20 protein-coding genes are annotated in these 24,463 nt (G+C 42.1%); 6 read left to right on the top strand and 14 right to left on the bottom strand.

What is annotated here, in order from left to right; genetic code table 11:
• Window positions 1-81 precede the first annotated feature (81 nt).
• Window positions 82-1,161 carry a response regulator gene (locus DDZ16_RS02745; RefSeq protein WP_109262872.1) on the bottom strand — a complete coding sequence of 360 codons (1,080 nt, stop codon included), beginning with the start codon at window positions 1,159-1,161 and terminating at the stop codon, window positions 82-84.
• 116 nt (window positions 1,162-1,277) lie between these two features.
• On the opposite strand from DDZ16_RS02745, the gene DDZ16_RS02740 reads away from it, so the two are divergent.
• From DDZ16_RS02740 to DDZ16_RS02715, 6 genes are all read left to right on the top strand, one after another.
• A complete protein-coding gene (locus tag DDZ16_RS02740) occupies window positions 1,278-1,994 on the top strand; it encodes a type III pantothenate kinase (RefSeq protein ID WP_109262871.1) in 717 nt (238 codons plus the stop codon).
• On the top strand, window positions 1,987-3,258 hold the full coding sequence (locus tag DDZ16_RS02735) for a hypothetical protein (protein WP_109262870.1): 1,272 nt from the start codon (window positions 1,987-1,989) through the stop codon (window positions 3,256-3,258). The genes DDZ16_RS02740 and DDZ16_RS02735 overlap by 8 nt, the downstream gene beginning before the upstream one ends.
• A 181-nt stretch (window positions 3,259-3,439) precedes the next feature.
• Entirely contained in the window at window positions 3,440-4,795 is a 1,356-nt protein-coding gene (locus DDZ16_RS02730; protein ID WP_109262928.1) for a tetratricopeptide repeat protein, read from the top strand.
• Window positions 4,796-4,800: 5 nt separating this feature from the next.
• The gene (gene lptC, locus DDZ16_RS02725) at window positions 4,801-5,394 is read left to right on the top strand and encodes an LPS export ABC transporter periplasmic protein LptC (RefSeq protein ID WP_109262869.1); all 594 of its coding nucleotides are present in this window, start codon (window positions 4,801-4,803) and stop codon (window positions 5,392-5,394) included.
• 90 nt (window positions 5,395-5,484) lie between these two features.
• The gene (locus tag DDZ16_RS02720) at window positions 5,485-6,750 is read left to right on the top strand and encodes a hemolysin family protein (protein ID WP_109262868.1); all 1,266 of its coding nucleotides are present in this window, start codon (window positions 5,485-5,487) and stop codon (window positions 6,748-6,750) included.
• A gap of 119 nt (window positions 6,751-6,869) precedes the next feature.
• Window positions 6,870-8,963, top strand: coding sequence for a SurA N-terminal domain-containing protein (locus DDZ16_RS02715; protein ID WP_109262867.1), 2,094 nt, complete (start codon window positions 6,870-6,872; stop codon window positions 8,961-8,963).
• Window positions 8,964-9,049: 86 nt separating this feature from the next.
• Here the strand turns inward: DDZ16_RS02715 and DDZ16_RS02710 are convergent, their stop codons facing one another.
• The 13 genes from DDZ16_RS02710 to rsmH all read right to left on the bottom strand — a co-directional run bounded on the left by DDZ16_RS02710 (window position 9,050) and on the right by rsmH (window position 24,445).
• Window positions 9,050-9,505 (bottom strand): GatB/YqeY domain-containing protein, encoded by a 456-nt coding sequence (locus tag DDZ16_RS02710; RefSeq protein ID WP_109262866.1) that lies wholly within the window; start codon window positions 9,503-9,505, stop codon window positions 9,050-9,052.
• A gap of 50 nt (window positions 9,506-9,555) precedes the next feature.
• Window positions 9,556-11,061 carry a cell division protein FtsZ gene (gene ftsZ, locus DDZ16_RS02705; RefSeq protein ID WP_109262865.1) on the bottom strand — a complete coding sequence of 502 codons (1,506 nt, stop codon included), beginning with the start codon at window positions 11,059-11,061 and terminating at the stop codon, window positions 9,556-9,558.
• 21 nt (window positions 11,062-11,082) lie between these two features.
• Window positions 11,083-12,441, bottom strand: a complete 1,359-nt coding sequence (gene ftsA, locus DDZ16_RS02700; RefSeq protein ID WP_109262864.1) for a cell division protein FtsA — start codon at window positions 12,439-12,441, stop codon at window positions 11,083-11,085.
• Window positions 12,438-13,169 (bottom strand): cell division protein FtsQ/DivIB, encoded by a 732-nt coding sequence (locus DDZ16_RS02695; protein ID WP_109262863.1) that lies wholly within the window; start codon window positions 13,167-13,169, stop codon window positions 12,438-12,440. Before DDZ16_RS02695 ends, ftsA begins: the two co-directional genes overlap by 4 nt.
• A complete protein-coding gene (murC, locus tag DDZ16_RS02690; protein ID WP_109262862.1) occupies window positions 13,166-14,554 on the bottom strand; it encodes a UDP-N-acetylmuramate--L-alanine ligase in 1,389 nt (462 codons plus the stop codon). Before murC ends, DDZ16_RS02695 begins: the two co-directional genes overlap by 4 nt.
• Entirely contained in the window at window positions 14,551-15,663 is a 1,113-nt protein-coding gene (gene murG / locus DDZ16_RS02685; protein ID WP_109262861.1) for an undecaprenyldiphospho-muramoylpentapeptide beta-N-acetylglucosaminyltransferase, read from the bottom strand. The genes murC and murG overlap by 4 nt, the downstream gene beginning before the upstream one ends.
• A 36-nt stretch (window positions 15,664-15,699) precedes the next feature.
• Complete coding sequence (locus DDZ16_RS02680; protein ID WP_109262860.1) at window positions 15,700-16,890, bottom strand: FtsW/RodA/SpoVE family cell cycle protein; 1,191 nt, start codon at window positions 16,888-16,890, stop codon at window positions 15,700-15,702.
• On the bottom strand, window positions 16,890-18,233 hold the full coding sequence (gene murD, locus DDZ16_RS02675) for a UDP-N-acetylmuramoyl-L-alanine--D-glutamate ligase (RefSeq protein ID WP_109262859.1): 1,344 nt from the start codon (window positions 18,231-18,233) through the stop codon (window positions 16,890-16,892). The genes DDZ16_RS02680 and murD overlap by 1 nt, the downstream gene beginning before the upstream one ends.
• A gap of 3 nt (window positions 18,234-18,236) precedes the next feature.
• Window positions 18,237-19,469 carry a phospho-N-acetylmuramoyl-pentapeptide-transferase gene (gene mraY, locus DDZ16_RS02670; protein WP_109262858.1) on the bottom strand — a complete coding sequence of 411 codons (1,233 nt, stop codon included), beginning with the start codon at window positions 19,467-19,469 and terminating at the stop codon, window positions 18,237-18,239.
• Between the two features lie 6 nt (window positions 19,470-19,475).
• On the bottom strand, window positions 19,476-20,936 hold the full coding sequence (locus tag DDZ16_RS02665; protein WP_109262857.1) for a UDP-N-acetylmuramoyl-L-alanyl-D-glutamate--2,6-diaminopimelate ligase: 1,461 nt from the start codon (window positions 20,934-20,936) through the stop codon (window positions 19,476-19,478).
• Window positions 20,937-20,944: 8 nt separating this feature from the next.
• A complete protein-coding gene (locus tag DDZ16_RS02660; protein ID WP_109262856.1) occupies window positions 20,945-23,059 on the bottom strand; it encodes a penicillin-binding protein in 2,115 nt (704 codons plus the stop codon).
• Between the two features lie 79 nt (window positions 23,060-23,138).
• Window positions 23,139-23,537 carry an FtsL-like putative cell division protein gene (locus DDZ16_RS02655; RefSeq protein WP_109262855.1) on the bottom strand — a complete coding sequence of 133 codons (399 nt, stop codon included), beginning with the start codon at window positions 23,535-23,537 and terminating at the stop codon, window positions 23,139-23,141.
• Window positions 23,534-24,445 carry a 16S rRNA (cytosine(1402)-N(4))-methyltransferase RsmH gene (gene rsmH / locus DDZ16_RS02650; RefSeq protein WP_232526533.1) on the bottom strand — a complete coding sequence of 304 codons (912 nt, stop codon included), beginning with the start codon at window positions 24,443-24,445 and terminating at the stop codon, window positions 23,534-23,536. Before rsmH ends, DDZ16_RS02655 begins: the two co-directional genes overlap by 4 nt.
• Window positions 24,446-24,463 lie beyond the last annotated feature (18 nt).

The following is a 24,463-nucleotide window of genomic DNA, read 5'->3' as shown; positions in this document are numbered from 1 at the left end:
GGTCGAACCATGTAGCGCTAATAACCAGGGTTTTAAAGCAATTGTGCGTGCAATTCCAAAAAAATTTGATTTATAGAGCATCTACTTTTCTCTGGCTTCCTTCAAAACAACAAGTATCTTTTCCGGTTCATCCTCGGCATTGTTTAGAACGTAGGCTGAACACAACAAAAAATGCGAAGTAGTTTCGATGGAAATATCAACCGGTTTTTTACTCTTCTGATTAAAAATATTGGCCAAAGCTCCACGGTCAATATTCATCCAGGGGCGCATGGTAAATACGGAGTGCCCCCGCATATCAAAAGCAGGGCAAACAAATTCCCGAAAAGCAGGATTGTAGTCCACCACTTCAAAAAGGTTATTGATCAACAACATGGGGCCCATGCCGGTAAGTGCTGCTTCCTTCCATTTTTGAAGCTCATCAAGATGAGCCAGATAGTCTGAAACCTCTACCAAGACCAGTTGTAAAGCGGAAGATCCATTAAAGTTAATCCGGGAGGCATGCACCACAACTTTAACCGGTTTATGATGAAAAGTTTTTATCTGAAGGTGAAATGGGGTTATCTTTTCACTTTTATCATCTGAAAGAACCTGCTCAAGAGTTTCAACAAACTCATCGTCAACAAAATCCACCATTGAAGACCCAATGATATCCTCCATGTAATGAGTCTTATACAGATCAAGCGCCAAATTATTCAGATAACGAATAATTCCGTTTTGGACAATGGTAATAGCAATGGGAGCGTTGGATATATAGTTCCGGAAGCTTTGCTCTCTTCTTCGCTGATCAAGATCAGCTTTATGCTTGTAGTAGGCCAGTTCCATGGTAATTCCAAGCTCTTTTTTGGTGATGGGCTTTACGAGGTAACCATAGGAGTTTGAGATAACTGCCCGTTCAACCACATCAGAGCTGGTATCACTTGAAATAAAGATCACCGGCACTTCACATTCGCGCTGAATGGTTTCAGCAACTTCTATCCCATCCACGTCTCCCTCCAGATGAATATCCATCAGAACAATGTCGGGTTTGTTTTTATCGCATTCCTCCAAAGCATCAATTCCGGACTTACATCTTCCAACAATTTCAAACCCTAAATCCTTAAGGAAGAGTGTAAATATTGCAGAGATGAACCGGTCATCTTCAACTACCAAAACTTTTCGCATAATATGGTACAATTTTTGGGTAATAATCCCGAACCCCAAAAAGATAAACTAAATTTGCATGCCCTTAAGCCAAAACAAAATTCCTTAAAAAGGCAGCCCTTTAATAATTAGGAACTATGAATTTAACAATTGATCAGGGAAACAGTAGCACAAAATTAGGATTTTTTGACAAGGGAGAGGTAATTGCCACTTACAAGCTCGATTTCCTTGACCAAAAAAATATGGGACCTATTATAAAAAGGCATTCTCCCACAAATGCTGTCATATCCTCAGTAACCCGGGATAAATCCTTTTTTAAAAACTTTTTTTCCAACCTTCCCGGACAATTAATATTCTTTGATCACACCACTCCTATACCATTAAAAAACAACTACAAAACACCTGAAACGCTTGGAAAAGACAGGCTGGCTGCAGTCATCGGAGCCAACACGCTTTATCCCGGGTATCCTTTGCTTGTAATTGATGCCGGCACAGCAGTAACTTTCGATCTGGTTTCTCATAACATCTATCACGGAGGAAATATTTCACCCGGACTCAGCATGCGTTATAAAGCTTTGCACCAACAAACACAGAAATTACCAATGGTTACCCCCGGGGATGGCCCATTTTGGGGAGGAACGACTGAAGAAGCCATAAGAGCAGGTGTAAAGAATAGTTTGATAATGGAAATTGAAGGCTACATTAGCCAGGTCAAAGAAGAATATCCTGACGCAAAAACAATCATAACCGGAGGTGATGCAGATTTTTTTGTCAGCTACACAAAAAATATCATCTTTGTACATCCAAATTTAGTACTATCCGGACTAAACCGAATAATTGAATACAATGCATAAACTTACTAGATATCATCTGCTGGTTTTAACCATTTTGATAACGTCAACTGCTTTCGGACAAAAAAGAACCTACTCCCCGTTTTCCAGATATGGATTGGGTGAGTTGAACACTGCAGGCTTTGGGCAAAATGCCGCAATGGGAAATACCGGCATCGCAATGCGCAACAGTTTTCATCTTAATCGATTAAACCCTGCGTCCTATTCTGCAATGGATACCATGTCCTTCTTTTTTGAAGCTGGTGTGACAGGTTACAATCAAAAATTTGAATCGGACAACGGCCAGGAAGAATACAACAACATCGATTTCAGCTATTTTGCAATGGGCTTTCCCATCAGCAGGAAGCTACACATGTCCTGGGGTTTACGTCCCTTTTCAAATTCAGGTTACAAGTTTGAGTTTTCTGATGAAACAACGCTAAACCGGGCCATCGGTACCGGAAATCTGACATCTGCATACGGCGGACTTTCATTCACCCCAATTCCTGCCTTATCAGTGGGTATGCATGCCACTTATCTCTTTGGCAATATCCAACACACCACCTTTATTGAGTTTTTGGGAGACGAATCCGCTTATAAGTACGGTGTTCAATCCGAATTACACGCCAATGACTTCTTTCTGGATTTTGGTGCACAGTATACCCACAAATTATCCGAAAAAGAAGACCTGACTGTTGGTGTAACATTCCGTCCCAAAACATCTGTTAGCGGGGATTTTCAAAGAACAGTCGCAAAGGGAACTCAGTATTCAGAAGATGGAAAGCTCTTTACCAGGAATTATGTCATCCCCGAAGCCTCTGACACGTCTAATATTTCAGGTTTTGATATGGCCCAATCTTTAGGGTTTGGTGTTTCTTATACGAGCAACGATAAACTTACCTTAGCCGCAGACTATATTTTGAGCAATTGGGGTGATGTCACCTTTCCTGACGGACATACAAACACAGTTAACAGTTCACAATTTTCAGCGGGTGCGCAATACCTTCCCAACCAGCGTTCTCAAAACTATTTGGCACGCATGCGCTACCGTGCGGGTATAAAGTACAGTCAGGAGTACATTCAAATCGACAACAATGAGATCAACGACTTTGGCATAACTTTTGGAATAGGTTTACCACATAATAGAAGTAAAACTTCGGTCAACATGGTATTTGAACTGGGAAAGAGAAAACCATCAGGAGACCTTCAAATGACAGAAAGTTATGGAAAAGTAACAGTGAATTTCACCTTCCACGAGTTTTGGTTTATGAAGAGAAAGTTCGATTAATCAGAACTTAAACAAGGTCGCACAGCAGGGTTTTTGGATATTTTTTTACCTTTGCCCCTGTTTTTAAAAATTGAGAGATCAACAAACCATTAACATTTTCTTACAACTCAGGCTTCCAGGGAATAATGCGGGAATTAAGGCTGTCGGTTTTGTAAGGTTTCATCAAACAAAATTTTTTCACATGAAAGCTTTTACAATTATAGTTCTGGGATTGCTGTTATCCATGGCACAAACCTTTGCTCAAAAAGGGGTTGAAGACGGATCCAAGTACGGGCATGGAGAAGACAGCATCAGGTGCTTAAAAAACTTGTCTCTTTACACAGAGCTTGTTAAGCAAAAGAGATTCGAAGAAGCTCATCCATATTGGGAAATTACTTTCAATGAATGTCCTCTTGCTACCAGAAGGATTTATACCGATGGTGTGAAGATCATGAATTACATGGTAAAGAATGCTGATGATGAGGCTAAAAAAGAGGAGTTCTATCAGGAATTAATGAGCGTCTATGACAAGCGCATGAAGTACTTTGGCGATCACCCGCGTTATGGGATCCCTTACATCAAGGGTATGAAAGCCATTGATATGCTCGAGTTTAAGAAAAATGACTCCGAAGTAAGAAAGGAAGCTTTTCAGCTGCTTACCGAATCGGTAGACAAAGGAGGAAAAGCAACTCAGCCAGCTGTTTTGGCAGTATACATGACTACAACAGTTGCCATGTTTAAAGATGGAGAAGCAGACGCCGAAAAAGTGGTAAACAATTACACTACCATCATTGATCTCTTGAACCAGCAAATTGCAGATCCTAAGATGGCAAAATATAAGACGATGCTTGAAGATCTTTCAGGTAAAATTGAAAACCTTTTTGCAAGAAGTGGTGCAGCAGACTGCGAAACACTTGATAAAATTTTCTCACCCCAACTGGAAGAACACAAAGATGACCTCGACTGGTTGAAGAGAGTAAGTCGTCTTTTGGCCCGCGAACTTTGCGAAGATATGGAGCTGCTTTACAAAGTTTCAGAATATCTTCACAATATTGAACCTTCAAGTTCATCTGCTTACGGCTTAGCCCGCATGAACCTGAAATCGGGTGATACCGAACGTGCCATCGAATTCTACAAAGAAGCTATTGAGCTGGTTGAAAACGATGAGCAAAAATCAGAATACTATTATCAATTAGGACTGGTTCATATCGCAGAAGAAAACTTCGTATCAGCAAGAACCAATGCTTTAAAAGCCATTGAGTTGAATCCTGACTGGGGACAACCCTACATCCTGATAGGAAAGGCATATGCTGCTTCAGCCAATAGCATTGGAGATGATGAATTTACTCACAAAACTGCTTATTGGGCAGCTGTTGACAAATTCATCCGTGCAAAATCAGTTGACCCTGAAGTTGCTGAAGAAGCCAATCAGCTGATAGGGGTATACAGCAGGCACTTTCCTGCAAAGGACATGATTTTCTTCCAGGGACTTGAAGTTGGCGGAAATTATACCGTTGGCGGTTGGATAGGTGAGCGTACATCTGTCAGATCCAAATAACAACAATGAGGCACAATTATTTGAATAGCATATTAACAAAGAAAACAGCAGGCAGTATTTTTATACTGCTTGCTGTTCTTTTTTTCTCAGGGGCATGCCAGTCGAACAAACCCAGCGAGATAAAAGCTGTCGTGGATGAAGAAAACTTCCCATCCCTGGCTGTTAACGATCTTGAAACGGTAATTACCGACTCGGGAAGGGTAGCTTACCGGTTCATTAGTCCCGAAATGAACAAATACGACAACCGCCAAGAACCTTATACCGAATTTCCAAGGGGATTGCATCTGATTGTTTATAACAAACAGGAAGAAATTGATGCCCAAATAAAAAGCCGGTACGCCATCTACCATGAAAAAGATGAACTCTGGGAGCTTCAAAATAACGTTGAAGCCGTGAACTTCAAAAATGAAGTGATAAATACCGAACAACTCTTTTGGGATGCGCGCGAACACAGAATCTTTTCCGATGAATTCATCAAAATCACTACAGATCAGGAAATACTGACAGGTTATGGTTTTGAATCAGATGAAAGTCTTGAAAACTACACCATAAAAAATATTAGTGGAATTCTGGCCATTGAAGAGGAAGAAACCAGGTAAAACAGATTGTGGCACCATTCACCCATTGGCATAATCAGAAAAAAATAAGTTTTTTATTACCTTGCAGAAAAGATCCCGATTTAGATTCAGATGGAATATTTACCTATAATAATTGTCACGATTATTTTTTCGGCGTTTTTCTCAGGCAGTGAAATGGCTTACCTCACTGCAAACAAACTTTTAATTGAACTGAATCGCAAGAAAAACCCGGGAATAGCCAAAATGATTGATCTGTTTCTCCGGAAACCGGGGATGTTTATTACCACCATACTAATTGGGAACAATGTTGCATTGGTTGTATATGGCATCTACATGGCTAAGCTCTTTGAACCAATGATCGGGCTCTATTTCTCCTCCGACTTTGCCATCCTTCTTTTACAAACCATCTTATCGACACTGGTAATATTAATAACAGCTGAGTTTATACCCAAAATCATATTCCGCATAAACCCCACTTTTACGCTGAACCTCTTCAGCATTCCACTCACGATTTTTTATGGCCTTTTCTATCCCCTATCAAAATTCACTCTGGGCATATCAAATTTTCTGATAAAAAAGGTGGCCAAAACAGATCATCCCACCTCCACAGAAGATCTGGTTATCGGACGTTTGGATTTTGACCATTTACTCTCCAAACATCAGGAACATGTCTCTACTGACGAAGAGGTTCCACAGGAAGTGAAGTTATTAAAAAATGCACTTGATTTTTCATCAGTAAAAATAAGAGAGTGTACCATTCCCAGAACCGATTTGGAAGCGGTGGATGTGGAAGACAGCATGGAAGTTCTGCGCCAAAAATTTATTGACAGCGGGCATTCAAAAATTCTTGTATTCAAGGAACACATTGACAACATCATAGGCTACATCCATGTTTCAGAACTCTTTAAACACCCCCGAAAATTAAGGAACATTATCAATCCTATAAGTATTGTGCCGGAAACAATGACTGCCAATAAGCTTCTGGAGATCTTCACCAAAGAGCACCGAAGCATTGCACTTGTTGTTGATGAATTTGGCGGAACAGCAGGAATTGTCACTCTGGAAGATATTCTGGAGGAAATATTCGGGGAAATAGATGATGAACACGATGTTTCTGACTTGGAGGAAAAGGAAATTGATAAAAACCATTATCACTTTTCAGGACGATTTGAAGTCGATTATCTCAACGAAAAGTATCAACTTGAATTACCCGTTTCGGATGAATATGAAACCCTGGCAGGTATGATTCTGAGTTTTAATGAATCAATTCCAAAAAAGGGAGATGAAATAAAAATTGAACACTTCATCCTGCGCATATTGGAAGCTACCAGTTCGAAAATAGAACTGGTGGAACTCACCAAAGAAGATGAACATTAATTGGTCAATTTTTATATTCGTTATAAATTCGCAGCACTCAATTTGAAAGGAACCGGATTGTGCTTTTTTTTGTATATTCGTGACCTGATTTTAAATAAACAAAATTAATCTGTATTCGAATGGCAACTTTAGAAAGAATCAGAAGTAAAGGAGGAGTTCTTGTGGCCGTAATGATCGGCTTCGCCCTGTTTGCCTTCATAATGACCGACCTGCTAAGTTCAGGAAATTCCATTTTCCAACGTTCAAAAATGGAAGTGGCCGAAATCAATGGAGAATCAGTTTCTATCCAGGAATTTCAGGCCAGAGTTTCAGAAATGGAGGAATATGCACGAATGAACTCAGGTGAGTCAGCATTAGACAACGAAATGGTTAACCGCTTGCGTCAACAAGCCTGGAACCAGATGGTCAATGAAGTGATCATGGGTGAAAAATATGAAGAACTCGGTATCGAGGTAACACCCGCCGAATTGCTTGACATGGTAACCGGGTCCAATGTTCACCCTACTATTCGTCAATTATTTACCAACCCACAAACAGGAGCATTTGACAAGCAACAAGTGATAAACTTTCTGCAATCTAAACAATACGATCCGCAAGCCAATTTTTACTGGACATTCGTTGAAGATCAGATTACCAAAGAACGTTTATTCAGCAAGTATTCCGGGCTTTTCCAAAAAGGTTTTATTGTAACAGATCAATGGGCTGAAAGTGAAGCTAAAGCCCGCTCTACAGAAGTTGACTTTAACTTTATTATGAAGCGTTTGACCTCCGTTGACGATGAGGAAGTATCTGTTAATGAAAGTGAGATTAAGGATTATTACAACAATCATACGGATGACTTTAAGCAAGACCCCAGTCGTGACATTGAATATCTTACTTTCGACGTTGAACCTACCGATGAAGACCGGGAGCTAACCAGAGAAAGACTCATGGAAATGGAGTCTGATTTTAGTGCGCCTAATGTAGACGCAGCACAGTTTGTAAGAATAAATTCTGATGTTCCATTCAACTCCCGCTATATGAAACCCGCGGCATTGGATGCTGAAATACGGGACTTTGTGACTTCTGCTTCAGAAGGAGATGTTTACGGGCCTTACTTTGAAGAAAACACCTTCAAGCTTACAAGACTGGTTGATGTTGCACAGATTCCTGACTCTGTAAAAGCACGTCATATCCTGCTAAGAAACAACCCACAAAATCCTCAGGCAACCCAAGCTTTGACAGACAGTCTGGTGAATTTGCTTGAGAATGACGCCAACTTTGCTGAACTGGCCCGTCAGTATTCCGAAGATCAGGGATCTGCCATTAATGGTGGTGACCTTGGATGGTTCCGCCAGGGGCAAATGGTGCAGCCTTTTAACGACGCTGTGTTTTTTGGTGATGAAGGAGAAATTGTAACTGCAGAATCTCAGTTTGGGACTCACATTATCCACATTCAGGAAAAAGGGGTTCCAACTACTCAGTATCAGTTGGCAACACTTGGACGTGAAGTAACCCACAGCTCCAAAACTTATCAGAACGTATATTCGGAGGCTACCAGATTTGCAGCCTTGAATAACACTCAGGAAAAATTCAACAATGCCATTGAAGAAGAGAATCTGACCAAACGCTATGGTCGCGATTTGAACAAAAATGACCAGCGCATAGGATCTCTCGAGTCTCCAAGAAAGCTTGTCAAATGGGCTTTCGATGCTGAAGTTGGCGATATGTCTCCAATCTTCGAATTTGGTGATCAATTCGTAATTGCAGTGCTTACCGAAATCACAGAAGAAGGAACGATGCCGCTGGCTGATGTAAGCAGCCGCATTGAGCGTCAGTTGATGGACGATAAGAAGAAAGAGATGATTCTTGCTCAGTTGCAGGAAGAGAAAGGAAGCGGAAAATCTTTACAGGAAATAGCAGAGTCTCTTGAGGCTGAAGTGCAGTCTGCCTCAGATATAAACTTTAATGCATTCCAGGTAGCCGGAGCGGGTGTTGAGCCTGCCCTCGTTTCTTTAGCAGTTTATTCTCCTGTAAATGAAGTTTCTGAGCCTGCAGCCGGTAACAATGGTGTTTATTTGGTACAAGTAACCAATAAAGAAGAAACTGAAACCAGTGTGGAAGATATTAAGCAGCAATTGAAAAATAACCTGAACTCCAAAGTGAGTTACCAATTGCTTCAAACTATCCGTGACAATGTGGACGTTATTGATAACAGATCGAATTTCTACTAGACCATCGGAAAAATAACAACAAAAAGGGTGATGAGAAATTTCTCATCACCCTTTTTGTTGTTATAAAAAGCTGAACACTTATATAATTAACCTTCAGACAGCAACCTTTTTACGGTATTCGAAATATCTTTTCCATCCGCTTTTCCGGCTAACTTTTTAGAAGCAACACCCATCACCTTCCCCATGTCTTTCATAGAGTCGGCACCCATTTCCTGAATGATATTTTTCAGCTCAGCCTCCATCTCTTCCGGAGACATCTGTGCAGGTAAAAACCCGGCAATAATATCGGCTTCGGCGATCTCCTTATCGTACAAGTCGGCGCGACCCTGAGCCGAATAAATAGTTGCAGAATCCTTGCGTTGTTTAACCATTTTCTGCAGGATTTTGAGTTCCTCGTCCTCTGAGACCTTTCCACCGGACTTGGCAGAAGTTTGGGCCTCTAAAAGTTCTTTTTTAATACTTCTCAATGCTTCCAGCTTAAGCTGTTCACGGGCCTTCATGGCCGTTTTAATTTCATCAGTTATTTTCTCAATCAAACTCATAATAAATATAGAGTATTAGATGTTAGTTAATATACATTAGCAATTAAAGCTCAATCCACATTGTCATGTAACCAGGGATTATTATCACTCAACCGGCCGTCTTTCAGGGAAAATCTGGAAACTTTCCGGTCGGTCTGGCCTTTCCCTTTAGAAGCCGATTCCTTACGCTTATTCTTGTCAATAGCAACATTTCGCCGCTTATAAGCAGGAACATTTTCCATCTCATCAATCAGCTTTTCATCCCCCATTTCTTCGGGAGTAAGAGCTGCTGCAGAACCATGTTCAAGAATAGGTCCAACATCCTTCTTGTCGCTATCTATGGCCCATGAGAGCATATCCCCTTCCGGTTGATCAGACACATCGTTTTCATTTACCTCCTCATCTCCATAGAGCCATTCAATCTGTTTCTCTTTCTGTCGTTCTATCTCATCAAAATCAACCACGCGCGATTGCTCATCATCCTCCCCGTGGCCGGTTGTGGTATTTTCAATTTCTTCATCCGTTACGTTTCCCTCCTCATCCATACTGAAACGGGCGACAGACTTTTTAACAGGCTGTCTTCCATCCTGCTTCTGAATAATATGTCCGGAGGCAAAGCCGGTAGCTATAATCGTTACGCCCACATCATCACTTAATCTTTCATCCGTTCCTGACCCCCAGATAATGGAAGCAGAAGCGCCAACCCGATCCTGAACGTAGTCGGTTATTTCACCAACCTCATCCATGGTGATTTCATCAACACCGGAAGTGATATTGAGAAGGATATTTTGAGCGCCTTTGATGTCATTATTGTTTAATAAAGGTGATTCAAGCGCAGCCTGAATGGCATCAATGGCTCTCTCCTCCCCTTCGGCAGTGGCAGATCCCATTATAGCAACTCCACTGTTTTTCATAACGGTTTCCACATCGGCAAAGTCCACGTTAATGTATCCATGAACTGTTATTATTTCGGCAATTCCTTTGGCTGCTGTTGCCAACACATTATCAGCTCTGGAGAAAGCGTTGCTGAGTTTGAGATCACCATACATATCGCGCAACTTCTCATTGTTAATGATTAGTAATGAATCGACATGCTGTTCAATTTCAGAAACGCCCTCAAGGGCCTGTTCAATCCTGACCCGCCCTTCGAACTTAAAAGGAATGGTAACAATGCCTACTGTCAGAATCCCCATATCCCGGGCAGCTTTGGCAATAACAGGTGCAGCACCAGTACCAGTTCCACCACCCATTCCGGCAGTGATAAAAACCATCTTGGTATTATCTGCCAATACCTGTTGAATTGCTTCCAGACTTTCAATAGCAGCCTCACGTCCTTTCAGGGGTTTATTGCCAGCTCCACGGCCTTCGGTCAGTGACTCACCCAGCTGAATCTTAATGGGAACCGGGCTGTTATTAAGAGCCTGCGAGTCAGTATTGCAAACAACAAAGCTTACGTCCTTAATACCAAGACCGTGCATGTAGTTTACAGCATTGCTTCCACCTCCCCCAACACCAACTACTTTAATAATCGAATTGGGATCGCCGGGAATATCAAAATTCATCAAATCTTCACTCATAATTACCTCCTTGTGCTGGGATTACATTTCGGTATCTCTCTCATCAAAAATACCGGCGATATTGCGCCTGAGATTTCCAAAAAGATCACCGGTAATGTATTCCAATTTTTTCTCCTTTTTTGGCTTCCTGTTTTTGCCTGCCGAGTGTTTGGATTTTTTCTCTCTTACGGGTTCTTCCGTTTCCACATCATCAAATAAAACCTGCTCCCGGGTAACCTGGCTTCCGGGATACTGACCGGCAGAGATCAACAAACCAACAGAGGTAGCAAAAGCAGGACTTTTCAAAACTTCTTCTTCTTCATTTGAAAAAGCTCGGGAAACTGAACCGACCCTAACATCAAGCCCGGTTTTAAGTTTTGTCAGTTCAGCCACATGGCTCAACTTGGCTCCTCCTCCGGTCAACACAATGCCAGCACCAAGTTTTTCATAAAATCCTGATCGCTCAATATGATGTATTATCAGCTCAATGATCTCTTCCATTCGAGCTTGAATGATACATGCCAGGCCTTTAAAAGAAATCTCCTTGGGTTCCCACCCCTCAATGCCGGGAATTGTAACCACTGCATCTTCGCGGGCATGTGTTCCAAGGGCTGAGCCAAACTGGGTTTTGAGACCTTCAGCCTGTTTCTGCAGCACAGCACATCCCTCCTTTATATCACCTGTAATAACGTTCCCACCAAAAGGAATCACAGCGGAATGTCTTAAAATACCATCCTGAAAAACGGACAAATCAGTGGTGCCGCTTCCTATATCAACCATAACAACGCCGGCTTCTTTTTCTTCTTCGGAAAGTACCGCTCCAGATGCAGCCAACGGGGAAAACAAAAGTCCATTAAGCCGAAGCCCTGCTCTTTCAATACATTTTTCAATATTGTGAACATACTGATTTCTCCATATCACAACATGGAAGTTTCCTTCAATACGCTGCCCTGAATATCCTACAGGTTCTTTGATGCCACTTTCATGATCAACGATATAATCCTGAGGAATGACATGCAGTACTTTTTCGTCAGGTTCCAGGACGATTGTGCGATAACTGTCCTGCAACAACTGTTCGAGGTCAAAGGTATTAATTTCGTTACCTCTGTTTACCGACCGGTAACACCGGTTTTTCATGGTACGAACATTTTGACCTGAAAAGCCTGCGAAGACATCACTGATTTTGATATTGAGTCTTTCCTGCAAAGAAGAAACCACCTGACGTATGGCCTTGGCCGTTTCCTCAATATTGAGAACAATGCCACGTTTTACGCCGATAGATGAAGTTTTCTCAACCCCAAGGACTTCTACCTGGCCATTGGGATGTTTACGACCTGCTACGGCTACAATTTTTGTAGAACCGATGTCGATGGCTGCAATCAAATTAAAATCCTGACTCATATATTCCTTTTTTTCGAGCAAAGTACTTGTCCCTTATATTTCAAATTGATAACCTGATAATTGTTCCACTCACGTGGAGAAAGTCCATTTTTATAGAGAGCTCTCAGGTTCCTTAATTTTTCCTCAATCCGCACGGGAGGGCCCAACAATATCAAGTGGTCTCCCACCCTTGGCACCAAAACATAATCGCCGTTTGACTTCACAAAAAGTTGTTCTATTTGGGCATTCCAAAACGAATCGTTTCTAAAAATTCTTGCAATATACTGCAAATGCTCCATTTGTCCTTTAATGGCTCCACTTACCACCAGCACACGAGCGGTAAAATTATCAAACAACCGCATTTCGTTTCCATCCTCATCAATATAATACGACCGTGTATTTTCAAACACCCTGAAAAGTGGAAGGTGCTGATTAAGATCAACTCTTAAATGGCCACCAATCGTATTGTAAACCTCACATTTCTTTATTGCCGGATGCTTCTCCACAAAGGTTTCAATCTCATTCAGGGATAAAGAATTGAATTCTCCTCCCAATGTCCCTTCAAATTTTCCTAAAACAGCATTCCGGATCTCATCACTGCTAACAAAACGTGTTTCCAAACTGTCTTTTACGACCACTGAAATTTCACGGCAAACTATATCTTCCCGGTAACTGGCAATGAAACCAAGCATTACCGGAAAATAAAGAAGCAACAAGCTCCAAAGCAGTATTATCTTTATTCCTTTCATGAAATAGTTTTTTCCCCCCATTTTTCTATTTCAGGCACTAAACGGTCTATATCTCCAGCTCCCATCGTAATTAAAACCTCAGGATTCAACTTCTTCAACTCTGACAACAAATCAGCTTTCTCCACAATCCGGCATTTTTCCGAGTCGAGATACGCAACTATAGAAGCACTCGAAATTCCGGGTATTGGTTCTTCCCTTGCAGGATAAATAGGTAGCAAAATAATTTCATCCAGCCCATTTTGCAGGGCGGTGGCAAATTCCCTGGCAAAATCCCGTGTTCGTGAAAATAAATGAGGCTGAAAAACCCCTGTTATTTTACACTCCGGATAGGCATGGCGAACACTGGCAAGCGTCGCTTTTATTTCCTCCGGATGATGTGCATAATCATCGATATAAACAAAGTCGTCTCTCTTCACCACTACGTCAAATCGCCTTGCAATACCTCTAAATTCAGGCAAAGCTTTTTTTAATTCTCCGGGAAGAACACCATTTATCAGACTCAGAGAAATGGCAGCCGTGGCATTTTCAACATTAATCAGTCCCGGCACTCCCATCCGGAAGCCTTCAATTATCCCGGTGGGTGTTTTTAAGTCAAAACTATAAAAACCGTCCTTTTCAGTTAAGTTTAAAGCCTGGTAATCGGCATTTTCACTAATAGAGTAAGTATTAATCCTTACACTTTTTTCCATGTTTTCCGAAACAGGAAGGCCGGATTTTAATAATAAATTACCCTTCTTTTTAATTCGATCCTCAAACCCCCAGAATCCCTCTCTCACTTCTTCAGCAGACCCATAAATGTCCAAATGATCAGCATCCATAGATGTAACCAAAGCAGTTTGCGGACTCAATTGCCAGAAAGAACGATCAAATTCATCGGCCTCTAAAACAACAAATTCAGAATTGGGATTTCCAAGGAAATTAGTTTGGAAATTCTTGGATATTCCACCCAGAAAGGCATTACAGCCAACATTGCTCTGACTGAATAAAAAAGCCGTCATGGTTGAAACGGTTGTTTTTCCGTGTGTTCCGGCAACACAAATCGATTTCATGTTTTCGGTAATAAGACCCAGTACCCGAGACCTTTTTAAAACATTAAACCCATTTTGGTGAAACCATATCAATTGTTTCTGAGAATCAGGAACTGCCGGTGTATAAACCACCATTGTTCGATCTTTATCTTTAAAGTCTTGCGGAATGAAATCAACAGACTCATCAAATACCACCTCTATGCCTTCAGATATCAACGCATCCGTAACCGGTCCGGAAGTACGGTCATAACCAGCCACCCGGAATCCGGAAGAGTTGAAGAACCTGGCAAGAGCGCTCATCCCAATGCCTCCGACTCCAATAAAAAAGATACTTTGATAATCTTTAAATTCGTTCATGCTTTCTCTTTGGCAATTTTTTCAACTTCCTCAGCAATTTGATCGGCTGAATTATTATGGGCAAAAAGTTTAATTTTTTCCTCCAGCTGTTTTTTATGATCGATATCATCAAGTAAAACCAGAGCTTCTTTCACCAGCTTTTCTTCCGTTTCATTATCTGCCACAAGAATGGCTGCCCCCTCCTTCACAAGAGACATGGCATTTTTGGTTTGATGATCCTCCGATACATTTGGTGACGGAACTAAAACCGAGGCTTTTCCCAAAAGCGCTAATTCGCTAATGGTACCGGCTCCTGCACGGGAAACAACAACATCTGCAACACCATATGCCAAATCCATGCGTGCAATAAACGGCATCAACTTAACATTGTCCAACCCATGGGTTTTCAGCTGTTGATCCAGGTCCTGATGATAGTATTTTCCACATTGCCACAAAACCTGAACATCTTCACGTTCGCGGATAGCTTCCAGGCTTGATATCAGTCCTTTATTGATGCTTCCTGCACCAAGTGATCCCCCGACAACCAAAATGGTTTTTCTTTCACCATCCAATTCAAATTCCTTTAACGCAGTTGCACGTTCAATAGTCTCCAAAAGATTTTTTCTCACCGGGTTCCCGGTCTGCACAATCCGGGAGGGCGGAAAAAACCGCTCCATATTTGGATAAGCGACACAAATCTTTTTGGCCTTCCGGGCCAGTATTTTATTTGTCACACCCGGATAACTATTTTGTTCCTGCAGCACCGTCGGCACTCCGGCGGAAGCAGCAGCTTTTAAAACCGGACCACTGGCATAGCCTCCTACTCCAATAGCCACATCCGGAGCGAAAGACCTTACTACTCGACGGGCTTTCAGCATACTGGCCGCCAGCTTAAAGAAAAAAGTAATGTTTTTCCAGGTCAATCTGCGTTGAAATCCGGCCACAGGCAACCCAACGATATCATAGCCGGCAGCAGGCACTTTCTCCATTTCCATTCGTCCCTTTGCCCCAACAAATAAAATTTCAGTCTCGGGGTTGCGTGCTTTTAGGGCGTCTGCAATGGAAATGGCAGGGAAGATATGACCTCCTGTTCCTCCGCCACTAATTATTATTTTTAATTTATCACTCATATGGTATCAAGCGATTTTTATTTTAGGATATTAACTTCAAGTCGCTTCTGCCTGAGCCGACTCTTTTTCCATTTGTTTTTTCTTTTCTATCTGATTGTGACGGCTAACACTAAGAATAGCCCCCAGCGCCAAACAAGTGAATAAGATGGAAGTTCCCCCCATACTCACTAAAGGCAAAGGCTGACCGGTAACCGGAAAAATACCGACGGCCACTCCCATATTTACAAATGCCTGAATTACCAACATAAGTCCCAAGCCAAGCACCATAAATGCCGGGAATGTACGGTTACTGGATCTGACTAAAACGCCTATTCGCCCCAAAAAGAAAAAATAGGCTGCCAAAACCAAAATTGCTCCCAACAGTCCAAACTCCTCAGCAATTATGGCATAAATAAAATCACTGTAAGGGTGTGGAAGAAAGTTTCTCTGATCACTGTTTCCTGGACCTTTTCCAAGGATACCTCCGGTAGCTATTGCGATTTTTGACTGGGTAACCTGATAATCACTCCCATACTCATTAACCTCAGCGTCGTCATCCATAAAACGCTCGACCCGGGCAGCCCATGTTTCCGCACGGTCAATAAGTACAATATCATTCATGGCCAGAACAAGTACCAGCGTCACTAACGCTATTCCTCCAAAACCGGTGAAGAACAAATTTTTAAACGGAACCCGTCCCAGATACATCATCAACATTACTACACCTCCAAGCAAAACAGAAGTTGAGAGGTTCTCAGGAAAAATCAGCAAACAGACAATTCCTGTATGAATCATAATGGGCCCAAAAGCCCCATAAGTTGGTTCGCCCTCTCTCTGATGTTGTGCCAGAACCCTTGCCACATAAACAATGAGGGCCAACTTTGCCATTTCAGAAGGCTGAAAACTCAATCCTATACCCGGAACCGTAAGCCACCGACTCGCCTCGTTGAGATTTTGGCCGGACATTAAAGTAACACCAAGCATCAGTATGGAAAAATATAATGCAGGCAAACTGAAAATAATAAAATACTTGTATGGAATATGATGCACCACCACAATCAGGGTCATTCCCACCATCAAAAACGCCAACTGCTTGAACATAAAGTAGGTGGTATTGCCGCCCTGTGTTTTGTATGCCAAACTACCGGTTGAACTATAAACGGTCAACAACGACACCAGAGCCAGAAAAATAATAATGACCCAGATCGTTTGATCGCCTTTTACATATTTCCGGATAAAGTTGCTCATTATCCCTTTAATTTATTTAATTCTTCTTTAAACAGATTCCCTCTCTGCACGTAATTATCGAATAAATCGAAGCTGGCACAGGCTGGCGATAAAAGAACAACATCCCCTGCTTTTACAGATCTGGCTGCTTCCGCCACAGCCTCTTTCATGGATTTGGCTTCTACAATTTTCGGCAGTTTTCCTCCAAAAAATTCAAGGAGCTTACGATTATCAACACCAAGACAAATAAGCATTTTCACTTTCTGAAGAACCAAATCTTCCAAAATTGAGTAATCGTTTCCTTTGTCGGTACCTCCCGCAATCCAAACCACAGGCTTTTCCATGCTCTCCAGTGCATACCAGGTTGAGTCAATGTTGGTGGCCTTGCTATCGTTGATGTACATAACTCCGTTTATCTCAGCAACGCTTTCCAAGCGGTGGGCCACAGCCGAGAAATCGGTTAGTCCTGCTTTCACAGCCTCCACTGAAGCGCCTGCACTGAGTGCGGCCAGCCCGGCTGCCATGGCATTGCTTAAATTATGCTTCCCCGGCAAGGCAATATCTGCTACAGGAAGTGAAAAATGATATCTTGGCGTATTAAAAACAACATTAGGCCCGTTAACACAGGCACCTTCTCCATAAACATCGTCAAAAGCAAAAGGACACCGATGCCCGGGATACTTAAGATATTTTAACCTGTTCATGATCTCCTTGTCGTGTCCATTAAAAATAAACACGCTGCCTTTCTCATGATTGTTGAGAATTCTGAATTTGGCATCTACGTAATTCTCAAATTTATAATCGTACCGGTCCAGATGATCAGGAGTGATGTTCGTAATAATGGATGAATCGCATTTAAAACCACTCATTCCATCGAGTTGAAAACTGCTTAATTCCAGCACAAAAATATCCGGATCGCCGGAGATGAGCTCTCTTGCCATGCTGGTTCCAACATTTCCTGCCAAAACAACATTAAGGCCACTTCTTTTTAACAGGTCGTAAGCCCACATGGCAGTGGTGGTTTTACCGTTGCTCCCGGTTATCCCTATCATATAAGCTTTAGAATACCGACCGGCAAATTCAATTTCTGAAATGACTGAGATCTTCTTTGTTCTGATTTTTCTGATTAATGGCGAATGATCAGGAATCCCCGGACTTTTAATCACCTCGCCGGCTTCCAAAATTCGTTCCTCAGAGTGTTTCTGACATTCAAACTCAATGCCTGCTTCCTCCAACTCAGCCTGAAATTGGGGCTTAATTCTCCCGCAATCAGACACAAAAACACGAAAACCTTTGGATTTGGCTAACATCGCCGCCCCGGTTCCGCTTTCTCCTGCTCCAAGTACGATTAATTCCTTGTTCATTCTTTACCTGATTTTAAGCGTCACAATAGTGAGTACCGCCAAAATTATTCCCATTATCCAGAATCTTGTCACAATTTTCGATTCGGAATATCCTTTCAACTGATAGTGGTGATGCAGAGGTGACATCTTAAAAATCCGCCGCCCCTCTCCATACTTTTTTCGGGTGTATTTAAAGTAAGATACCTGAATCATTACTGACAAATTCTCCACCAGAAAAATACCACAAAGGATGGGAATTAACAATTCCATACGAATAAGAATCGCAAACACGGCAATGATTCCTCCAATGGTTAAGCTTCCTGTATCTCCCATGAAAACCTGCGCCGGGAAAGAGTTGTACCATAGAAATCCGACTGTAGCCCCAATAAAAGCACTCATAAACACTACCAATTCAGCCGATTGAGGAACATACATAATATTCAGATAATCGGCATAAATGGTATTGCTGGAAACATAGGCCAATATTCCAAGTGTGGCCCCTATTATGGAAGAAGTACCGGTGGCCAGTCCATCCAATCCATCTGTAATATTGGCACCATTTGAAACAGCAGTAGTAATAAAAATGACCGCCAATACAAAAATTACCCATCCCCATTCTGAGGCTTTGTCTCCCAAAAACCACAGCAGAGAATTATAGTTAAAACGATTCTCTTTAAAGAAAGGGACGTTTGTTATCGGAGCCTTAACATATTTAGTTTCCTGACTCTGTTCAACCTGTTCGGTTTTTATTTCTCTCGTTGAAGCATCCGCCGGAGATTCCATTCTCACAACAACATCATCACTAAAATAAAGGGTCAGTCCAACAATAAGGCCTAATACGACCTGTCCAATCACTTTAAATTTACCGGCAAGCCCCTCCTTATTCTTTTTAAATACCTTGATGTAATCATCCAGAAAACCAATTAAGCCCAACCATATTGTTGTGGTTATCATCAGAATAATGTACACATTATCCAATTTACCAAAAAGCAACACCGGAATCAGTATTGAGATAATAATTATCAACCCTCCCATAGTGGGAGTCCCTTTCTTTTGATATTGCCCTTCAAGTCCCAAATCACGTACAACCTCACCAATTTGTTGTCTCTGAAGAAGGCGGATAATGAGTTTACCAAAAATGGTGGCAATTAGAAGCGCGAAAATAACGGCCATCCCCGAGCGAAAGGAGATGTATTGAAACATTCCGGCACCGGGAAAATCAATTGACTCAAGATATTTATATAAAGAAAAAAGCATAGTAAATTATTGTTGGTCAAAAAACTCTCTGATTATTTCACGATCGTCAAAGTGGCTGCGCTGCCCTTTTACTTCCTGATAAGTTTCGTGTCCTTTACCTGCAACCAATACTATATCGCCTGGTTGAGCCAGAGTGCAGGCTGTCCGAATGGCTTCACGACGGTCCAAAATGGTCAATACCTTTATGCGCTCAGCAAATTGAATTCCCTCCATCATTTGATCAATGATAATTTGAGGCTCCTCATCGCGGGGGTTGTCCGAGGTCAGTATCACTTTTGAACTGTTTTTCACTGCTTCGGCTGCCATCACCGGACGTTTGGCTGTATCACGATTACCTCCGGCTCCAACAACTGTTATCAGAGTCTGCTCGGGCCGTCGGATGTTATTGATGGCCTCCAGAACATTCTTGAGGGCATCGGGGGTATGCGCATAATCCACCACCCCGGTTACACCCGATTTGGAACGTACCGTTTCGAACCTTCCGCCCACAGATTTAAGCTGGCTCATAGCAACCAAAAGTTCTTTTTTATCCCAGCCAAGCTCCCTTCCGGCACCGTAAACAGCAATCAAGTTGGAGGCATTGAAACGCCCAACAAATGGCGTCCAGAATTCTTCCCCCTCAATGGAAAGCTGCATGCCTTCAAATAGTCCTTCAACAATACGCGCCCGGTATGAAGCCACTTCCCGCAACGAATAGGTTTTATGTGAGGCCTTTGTATTTTGATGCATTACCCGTCCATGTTTATCATCGGCATTGACGAGGGCAAAAGCATCATCCGGTAAATCATCAAAAAACTTCTTTTTCACCCGGATGTACTCATCAAAGGTTTTATGATAGTCAAGGTGATCATGTGAAATATTGGAAAATATACCACCTTTAAAATCAAGGCCCTCAACCCGTCCCTGATGAACGGCGTGAGAACTTACCTCCATAAAGCAATAATCGCATCCGGCATCAACCATCTCACTCATTAATTTATTTAGAGTAACCACATCAGGTGTGGTATGAGTTGTTTCAAGTTTTTTGTCATTTATATAGTTGGCCAGAGTAGAACACAAACCTGCTTTAAAGCCTAATAGCCGTGCGGTATTATACAATAGTGTTGCGATGGTGGTTTTTCCGTTGGTACCTGTTACTCCCACCAACTTCAATTTAGAAGAAGGATCGTCATAAAAATTAGCAGCTGCCTGAGCCATCGCTTTGTGCGAATCAGTCACTTTCACAAAGACTACGTTAGGATGATTGCCCACGGGCAGCTGTTCACATATCACAGCAAGTGCCCCATCAGCAATGGCATCCTGCACAAACTCATGTCCATCGACATGGGTCCCACGCACCGCCACAAAAACGGAATGTGGCCCAACTGCCCTGGAATCAAACACTATATCCTCAATGAAAGGATCGGCGTTGCCAATCTTTTCAATATAATCAATACCCTTTATACACTCTGATAATCGCTTTTGCATTTCTTCTTTTATTCCAAATATATCACAATAGTTTTCCCTTTTTCAATGGGCCGGCCCGGTTTAATGGACTGTTTGACAACTTTTCCAACCCCGCTGATGGCGACTTTTAATCCCCGATTTTCAAGAATTGCCACAGCATCTTTGGCTCCCATTCCCTTTGTTTGGGGGACAATAGTCCTGGGAATACTCTTAGACCGAAACTTGACTGTATGCTCAAGTGCCTTGGTTGAAACCCATTCAGTATTAAGATTTCGATCCTGAACCGGAAGCCCCAGCTCGTCAAATATAACTCCCAACTCATCTTCGGGGCCCCCTTTTGACCATGGGTAAACCCCTTCATTCACTTCCTTTGCAGAGCTGCTCTCAGGCAATTTTTCATAACTCAAAGCATAAACCCTGTCAGCAATTTCGCGAAAAACTTTCCCTGCCACAACATTTCCGTAATAAACATTATTGGAAGGACTGTTAACCGCCACAATGCAGGAATACATAGGCCTGTCGGCAGGGAAATACCCTGCAAAAGAAGCCAGGTACTGAACACCATCTTTCCCGTCATATCCTGATGCTCCCCTTGCCAGCTGTGCTGTTCCTGTTTTTCCGGCAATCTTATATGTATTATTTCTGATGTTGGTAGCAGTTCCCCGTTCAACCACTCCTTTCAGCAAATCCTGAACTTTTTCCAGTGTTGCCACAGAACAAATGGAAGGATTCAATACTACCGGATCAAATTCTTTTAATTTTTTTCCATGCTGACTGATGCCTTTCACAAACATTGGTCGAACCATCTCTCCGTTATTGGCCACAGCATTGTAAAAAGCCAATGTCTGAAGTGGTGTCATCTTTACCTCATAACCAATGGACATCCATGGCAGTGTTACCCCTGACCATGAAGGATCGCCGGGATATTTTATTACCGGTGGATCTTCACCCTTTATCTCAACACCCAATGGTTTATTCAAACCTATTGAGTAAAGCCTGTTTACGAATCTTCGGGGATTATCTTTGTAATTATCAAAAACAATTCGTGAAATTCCAATATTGGAAGATTTTTCGAAGGCATCACGGACCGTAATTTTCCCGAAACCTCCGTGATGACTGTCTGTCATTATCTGATCGTAAAAAGCATAAGACCCGTTACCTGCATCAATAGAATCGGTCAATCTTACAGCGCCATCTTCCAGAGCTGCAATCATAGAGGCCAGCTTAAAGGTAGAGCCGGGCTCCATAGCCTCACCAATGGCATAATTAAAATGATCTTCGATGTACACTCCGGGACGTGCCCTGTATAAATTTACCATGGCCTTAACAGCACCGGTTTCAACCTCCATAAGAATAGCTACACCGTGATGGGCATCGTGTTGTTTAAGTTGTTTTCTTAACGATTGCTCAGCCACATCCTGCAATCCAATATTCAAAGTTGTAACAAGGTCTTTCCCGTCATGTGGAGGAATCTCCTCTTCCGGGATCCAGCTTCCGGCAATACGTTTCCAGGTGCTGACTCCATTTGTGCCTTTCAGCACATTATCATAAGCTCTTTCGAGGCCCACCATTCCTCCTTTTGTCTTTTCACCGTATAACTTCCCTATCGTGCGGGAGGCTAAAGATCCAAATGGATGACGACGCTCATCATACTGTTTGGGTATGAACCCTCCGGTATTTTTCCCCTGTCTGAAAATAGGAAAATCCCTTACCTGCTGGAGGTCCATATAAGAAATCTTTCTGCCATTAACAAGATGATACCTCTCCCCGTTTTTACGAGCTCTGACCAGCTGACGCTTATATGCAGATGCAGATTTATCCCCAAAAAAGCGGGACAGACAGAGAGAGAGACTGTCAATTCCGGAATTAAATAAATGCGAAGTTAATCCATGGGCATGCAAGTCCATGTAAATGCGATAGCTGGGAACAGAAAGTGAGATTTTTTGTCCGTTCTCATCCAAAATATTGCCCCGGTTGGCTTCAATAACAATGCTGCTGCTCTCAAGGGTCCGTGCTTTCTCTTTCCAGTGGGCAGCTTCAATAACTTTCAAATTGAATAATTCAAACAAAATAAGCAGCACAAGGCCGCCAAACATCAAATAGATGATGGCCAGTCTAAATACAATTTTTTGCTTGATTCCCATAAATCAGAACGTTGATCCTTTATCAGGAATTTATATAATTTTGAAAACAGTCTCTATAACTTTTATGGCCAAAGAAGTATTAATCGATACTTCTCACTTTAAGTTTTCGTGGCGGTTTTTTCAGCACCTCCAGGTCTATTCCTGCTTTATGCACTCTTTCCATCACTTCACTCTGCTTACTCATATTCATTAATTCTGAAGATGTTGTGATCGCCTCGTATTTTAATTCTTTCAGATCCTTAAGTAAATCTGCCTGTCGGTCAAGCAGGTGTTCCATCTGATATCGATTCCCAATGTAGAGTACACCTAAAAACACAATAAAAGCCAAATAACTCCAATGCTGTCCAAGGCTTTTGCCTGCCAAAAAGCGGCCATGCAAAAACTCCTTAAAAGAAAAGCCCTTCAACTCTTTGAATTCCTCATTGCCAGTGAGAAACTCCCTGTCCTTTTGTTTCTTTTTACTTTTGAACAGTTTCATAATTTTTCTGCAATTCTCAGTTTCGCACTTCTTGCCCGGGGATTATCTTCCACCTCTGTCGCATCCGACTGCACTGCTTTTCGTGTAACAGCTTTGAATGGAACATCTCTGTGTCCGTACAGATCGGTTTCGGCCTGAGACTTCTCAACATTTCCCGACCTGATAAAATTCTTGACCAGACGGTCTTCCAGCGAATGATAAGAAATTATAACCAAACGTCCACCCGGCTTTATCACATCCGGCGTCTGCATAAGGATCTCTTTTAGTGCTTCCATCTCGCTGTTTACTTCGATACGCAAAGCCTGAAACACCTGCGCCAGATATTTATTCACATCCCGCCTTGGAGCTATTGTTTCGGCAAGCTCTTTCAACTGGGTGGTAGTTTCAAATTTCTGACTTCCTCTGAAATCAGCAATTTTCCTGATCAACCTCCCCGGCGAAGGGACTTCTCCATAAAACTTAAAAACATAAAACAACCTGTCTTCAGGATACTGATTCAACACATCTGCTGCTGTTTTTTCCAGTCCGGGCCCCATTCTCATATCCAGGGAACCGTTGAACCTAAATGAAAAACCTCTCTCCGGGGCATCGAAATGATGTGAAGAAACGCCAAGATCTCCCAAAATGCCATCGACTTTTTCGTACCCCAAGAAGTCCAAAAAGTTTTTCAAAAAGCGGAAGTTATGTTTCACCAGAATCAACCGATCATCATTTGGTGCATTTTCCCATGCATCGGCATCCTGATCAAAAGCGATTAATCGGCCATCAGGCCCAAGTCGTTCTAATATGGCCCTGCTGTGCCCTCCTCCTCCAAACGTCATATCTACATACACCCCTGACGGCTCAATATTCAAACCATCAACAGAGTTCTTCAATAAAACGGGTATATGATATTCTCTCGTCATCATTCCTTTTTACCGTGCAAA

Origin of the sequence: Marinilabilia rubra (genome assembly GCF_003121985.1) — a bacterium.
Taxonomy (GTDB): domain Bacteria; phylum Bacteroidota; class Bacteroidia; order Bacteroidales; family Marinilabiliaceae; genus Marinilabilia; species Marinilabilia rubra.
This window is presented reverse-complemented; position numbering and strand designations above follow the sequence as displayed.

Excerpts from the sequence above, each read along its gene's own strand:
- DDZ16_RS02745 (WP_109262872.1), bottom strand. The coding sequence starts at position 1,161 with ATGCGAAAAGTTTTGGTAGTTGAAGATGACCGGTTCATCTCTGCAATA.
- DDZ16_RS02740 (WP_109262871.1), top strand. The coding sequence starts at position 1,278 with ATGAATTTAACAATTGATCAGGGAAACAGTAGCACAAAATTAGGATTT.
- DDZ16_RS02735 (WP_109262870.1), top strand. The coding sequence starts at position 1,987 with ATGCATAAACTTACTAGATATCATCTGCTGGTTTTAACCATTTTGATA.
- DDZ16_RS02730 (WP_109262928.1), top strand. The coding sequence starts at position 3,440 with ATGAAAGCTTTTACAATTATAGTTCTGGGATTGCTGTTATCCATGGCA.
- lptC (WP_109262869.1), top strand. The coding sequence starts at position 4,801 with ATGAGGCACAATTATTTGAATAGCATATTAACAAAGAAAACAGCAGGC.
- DDZ16_RS02720 (WP_109262868.1), top strand. The coding sequence starts at position 5,485 with ATGGAATATTTACCTATAATAATTGTCACGATTATTTTTTCGGCGTTT.
- DDZ16_RS02715 (WP_109262867.1), top strand. The coding sequence starts at position 6,870 with ATGGCAACTTTAGAAAGAATCAGAAGTAAAGGAGGAGTTCTTGTGGCC.
- DDZ16_RS02710 (WP_109262866.1), bottom strand. The coding sequence starts at position 9,505 with ATGAGTTTGATTGAGAAAATAACTGATGAAATTAAAACGGCCATGAAG.
- ftsZ (WP_109262865.1), bottom strand. The coding sequence starts at position 11,061 with ATGAGTGAAGATTTGATGAATTTTGATATTCCCGGCGATCCCAATTCG.
- ftsA (WP_109262864.1), bottom strand. The coding sequence starts at position 12,441 with ATGAGTCAGGATTTTAATTTGATTGCAGCCATCGACATCGGTTCTACA.
- DDZ16_RS02695 (WP_109262863.1), bottom strand. The coding sequence starts at position 13,169 with ATGAAAGGAATAAAGATAATACTGCTTTGGAGCTTGTTGCTTCTTTAT.
- murC (WP_109262862.1), bottom strand. The coding sequence starts at position 14,554 with ATGAACGAATTTAAAGATTATCAAAGTATCTTTTTTATTGGAGTCGGA.
- murG (WP_109262861.1), bottom strand. The coding sequence starts at position 15,663 with ATGAGTGATAAATTAAAAATAATAATTAGTGGCGGAGGAACAGGAGGT.
- DDZ16_RS02680 (WP_109262860.1), bottom strand. The coding sequence starts at position 16,890 with ATGAGCAACTTTATCCGGAAATATGTAAAAGGCGATCAAACGATCTGG.
- murD (WP_109262859.1), bottom strand. The coding sequence starts at position 18,233 with ATGAACAAGGAATTAATCGTACTTGGAGCAGGAGAAAGCGGAACCGGG.
- mraY (WP_109262858.1), bottom strand. The coding sequence starts at position 19,469 with ATGCTTTTTTCTTTATATAAATATCTTGAGTCAATTGATTTTCCCGGT.
- DDZ16_RS02665 (WP_109262857.1), bottom strand. The coding sequence starts at position 20,936 with ATGCAAAAGCGATTATCAGAGTGTATAAAGGGTATTGATTATATTGAA.
- DDZ16_RS02660 (WP_109262856.1), bottom strand. The coding sequence starts at position 23,059 with ATGGGAATCAAGCAAAAAATTGTATTTAGACTGGCCATCATCTATTTG.
- DDZ16_RS02655 (WP_109262855.1), bottom strand. The coding sequence starts at position 23,537 with ATGAAACTGTTCAAAAGTAAAAAGAAACAAAAGGACAGGGAGTTTCTC.
- rsmH (WP_232526533.1), bottom strand. The coding sequence starts at position 24,445 with ATGATGACGAGAGAATATCATATACCCGTTTTATTGAAGAACTCTGTT.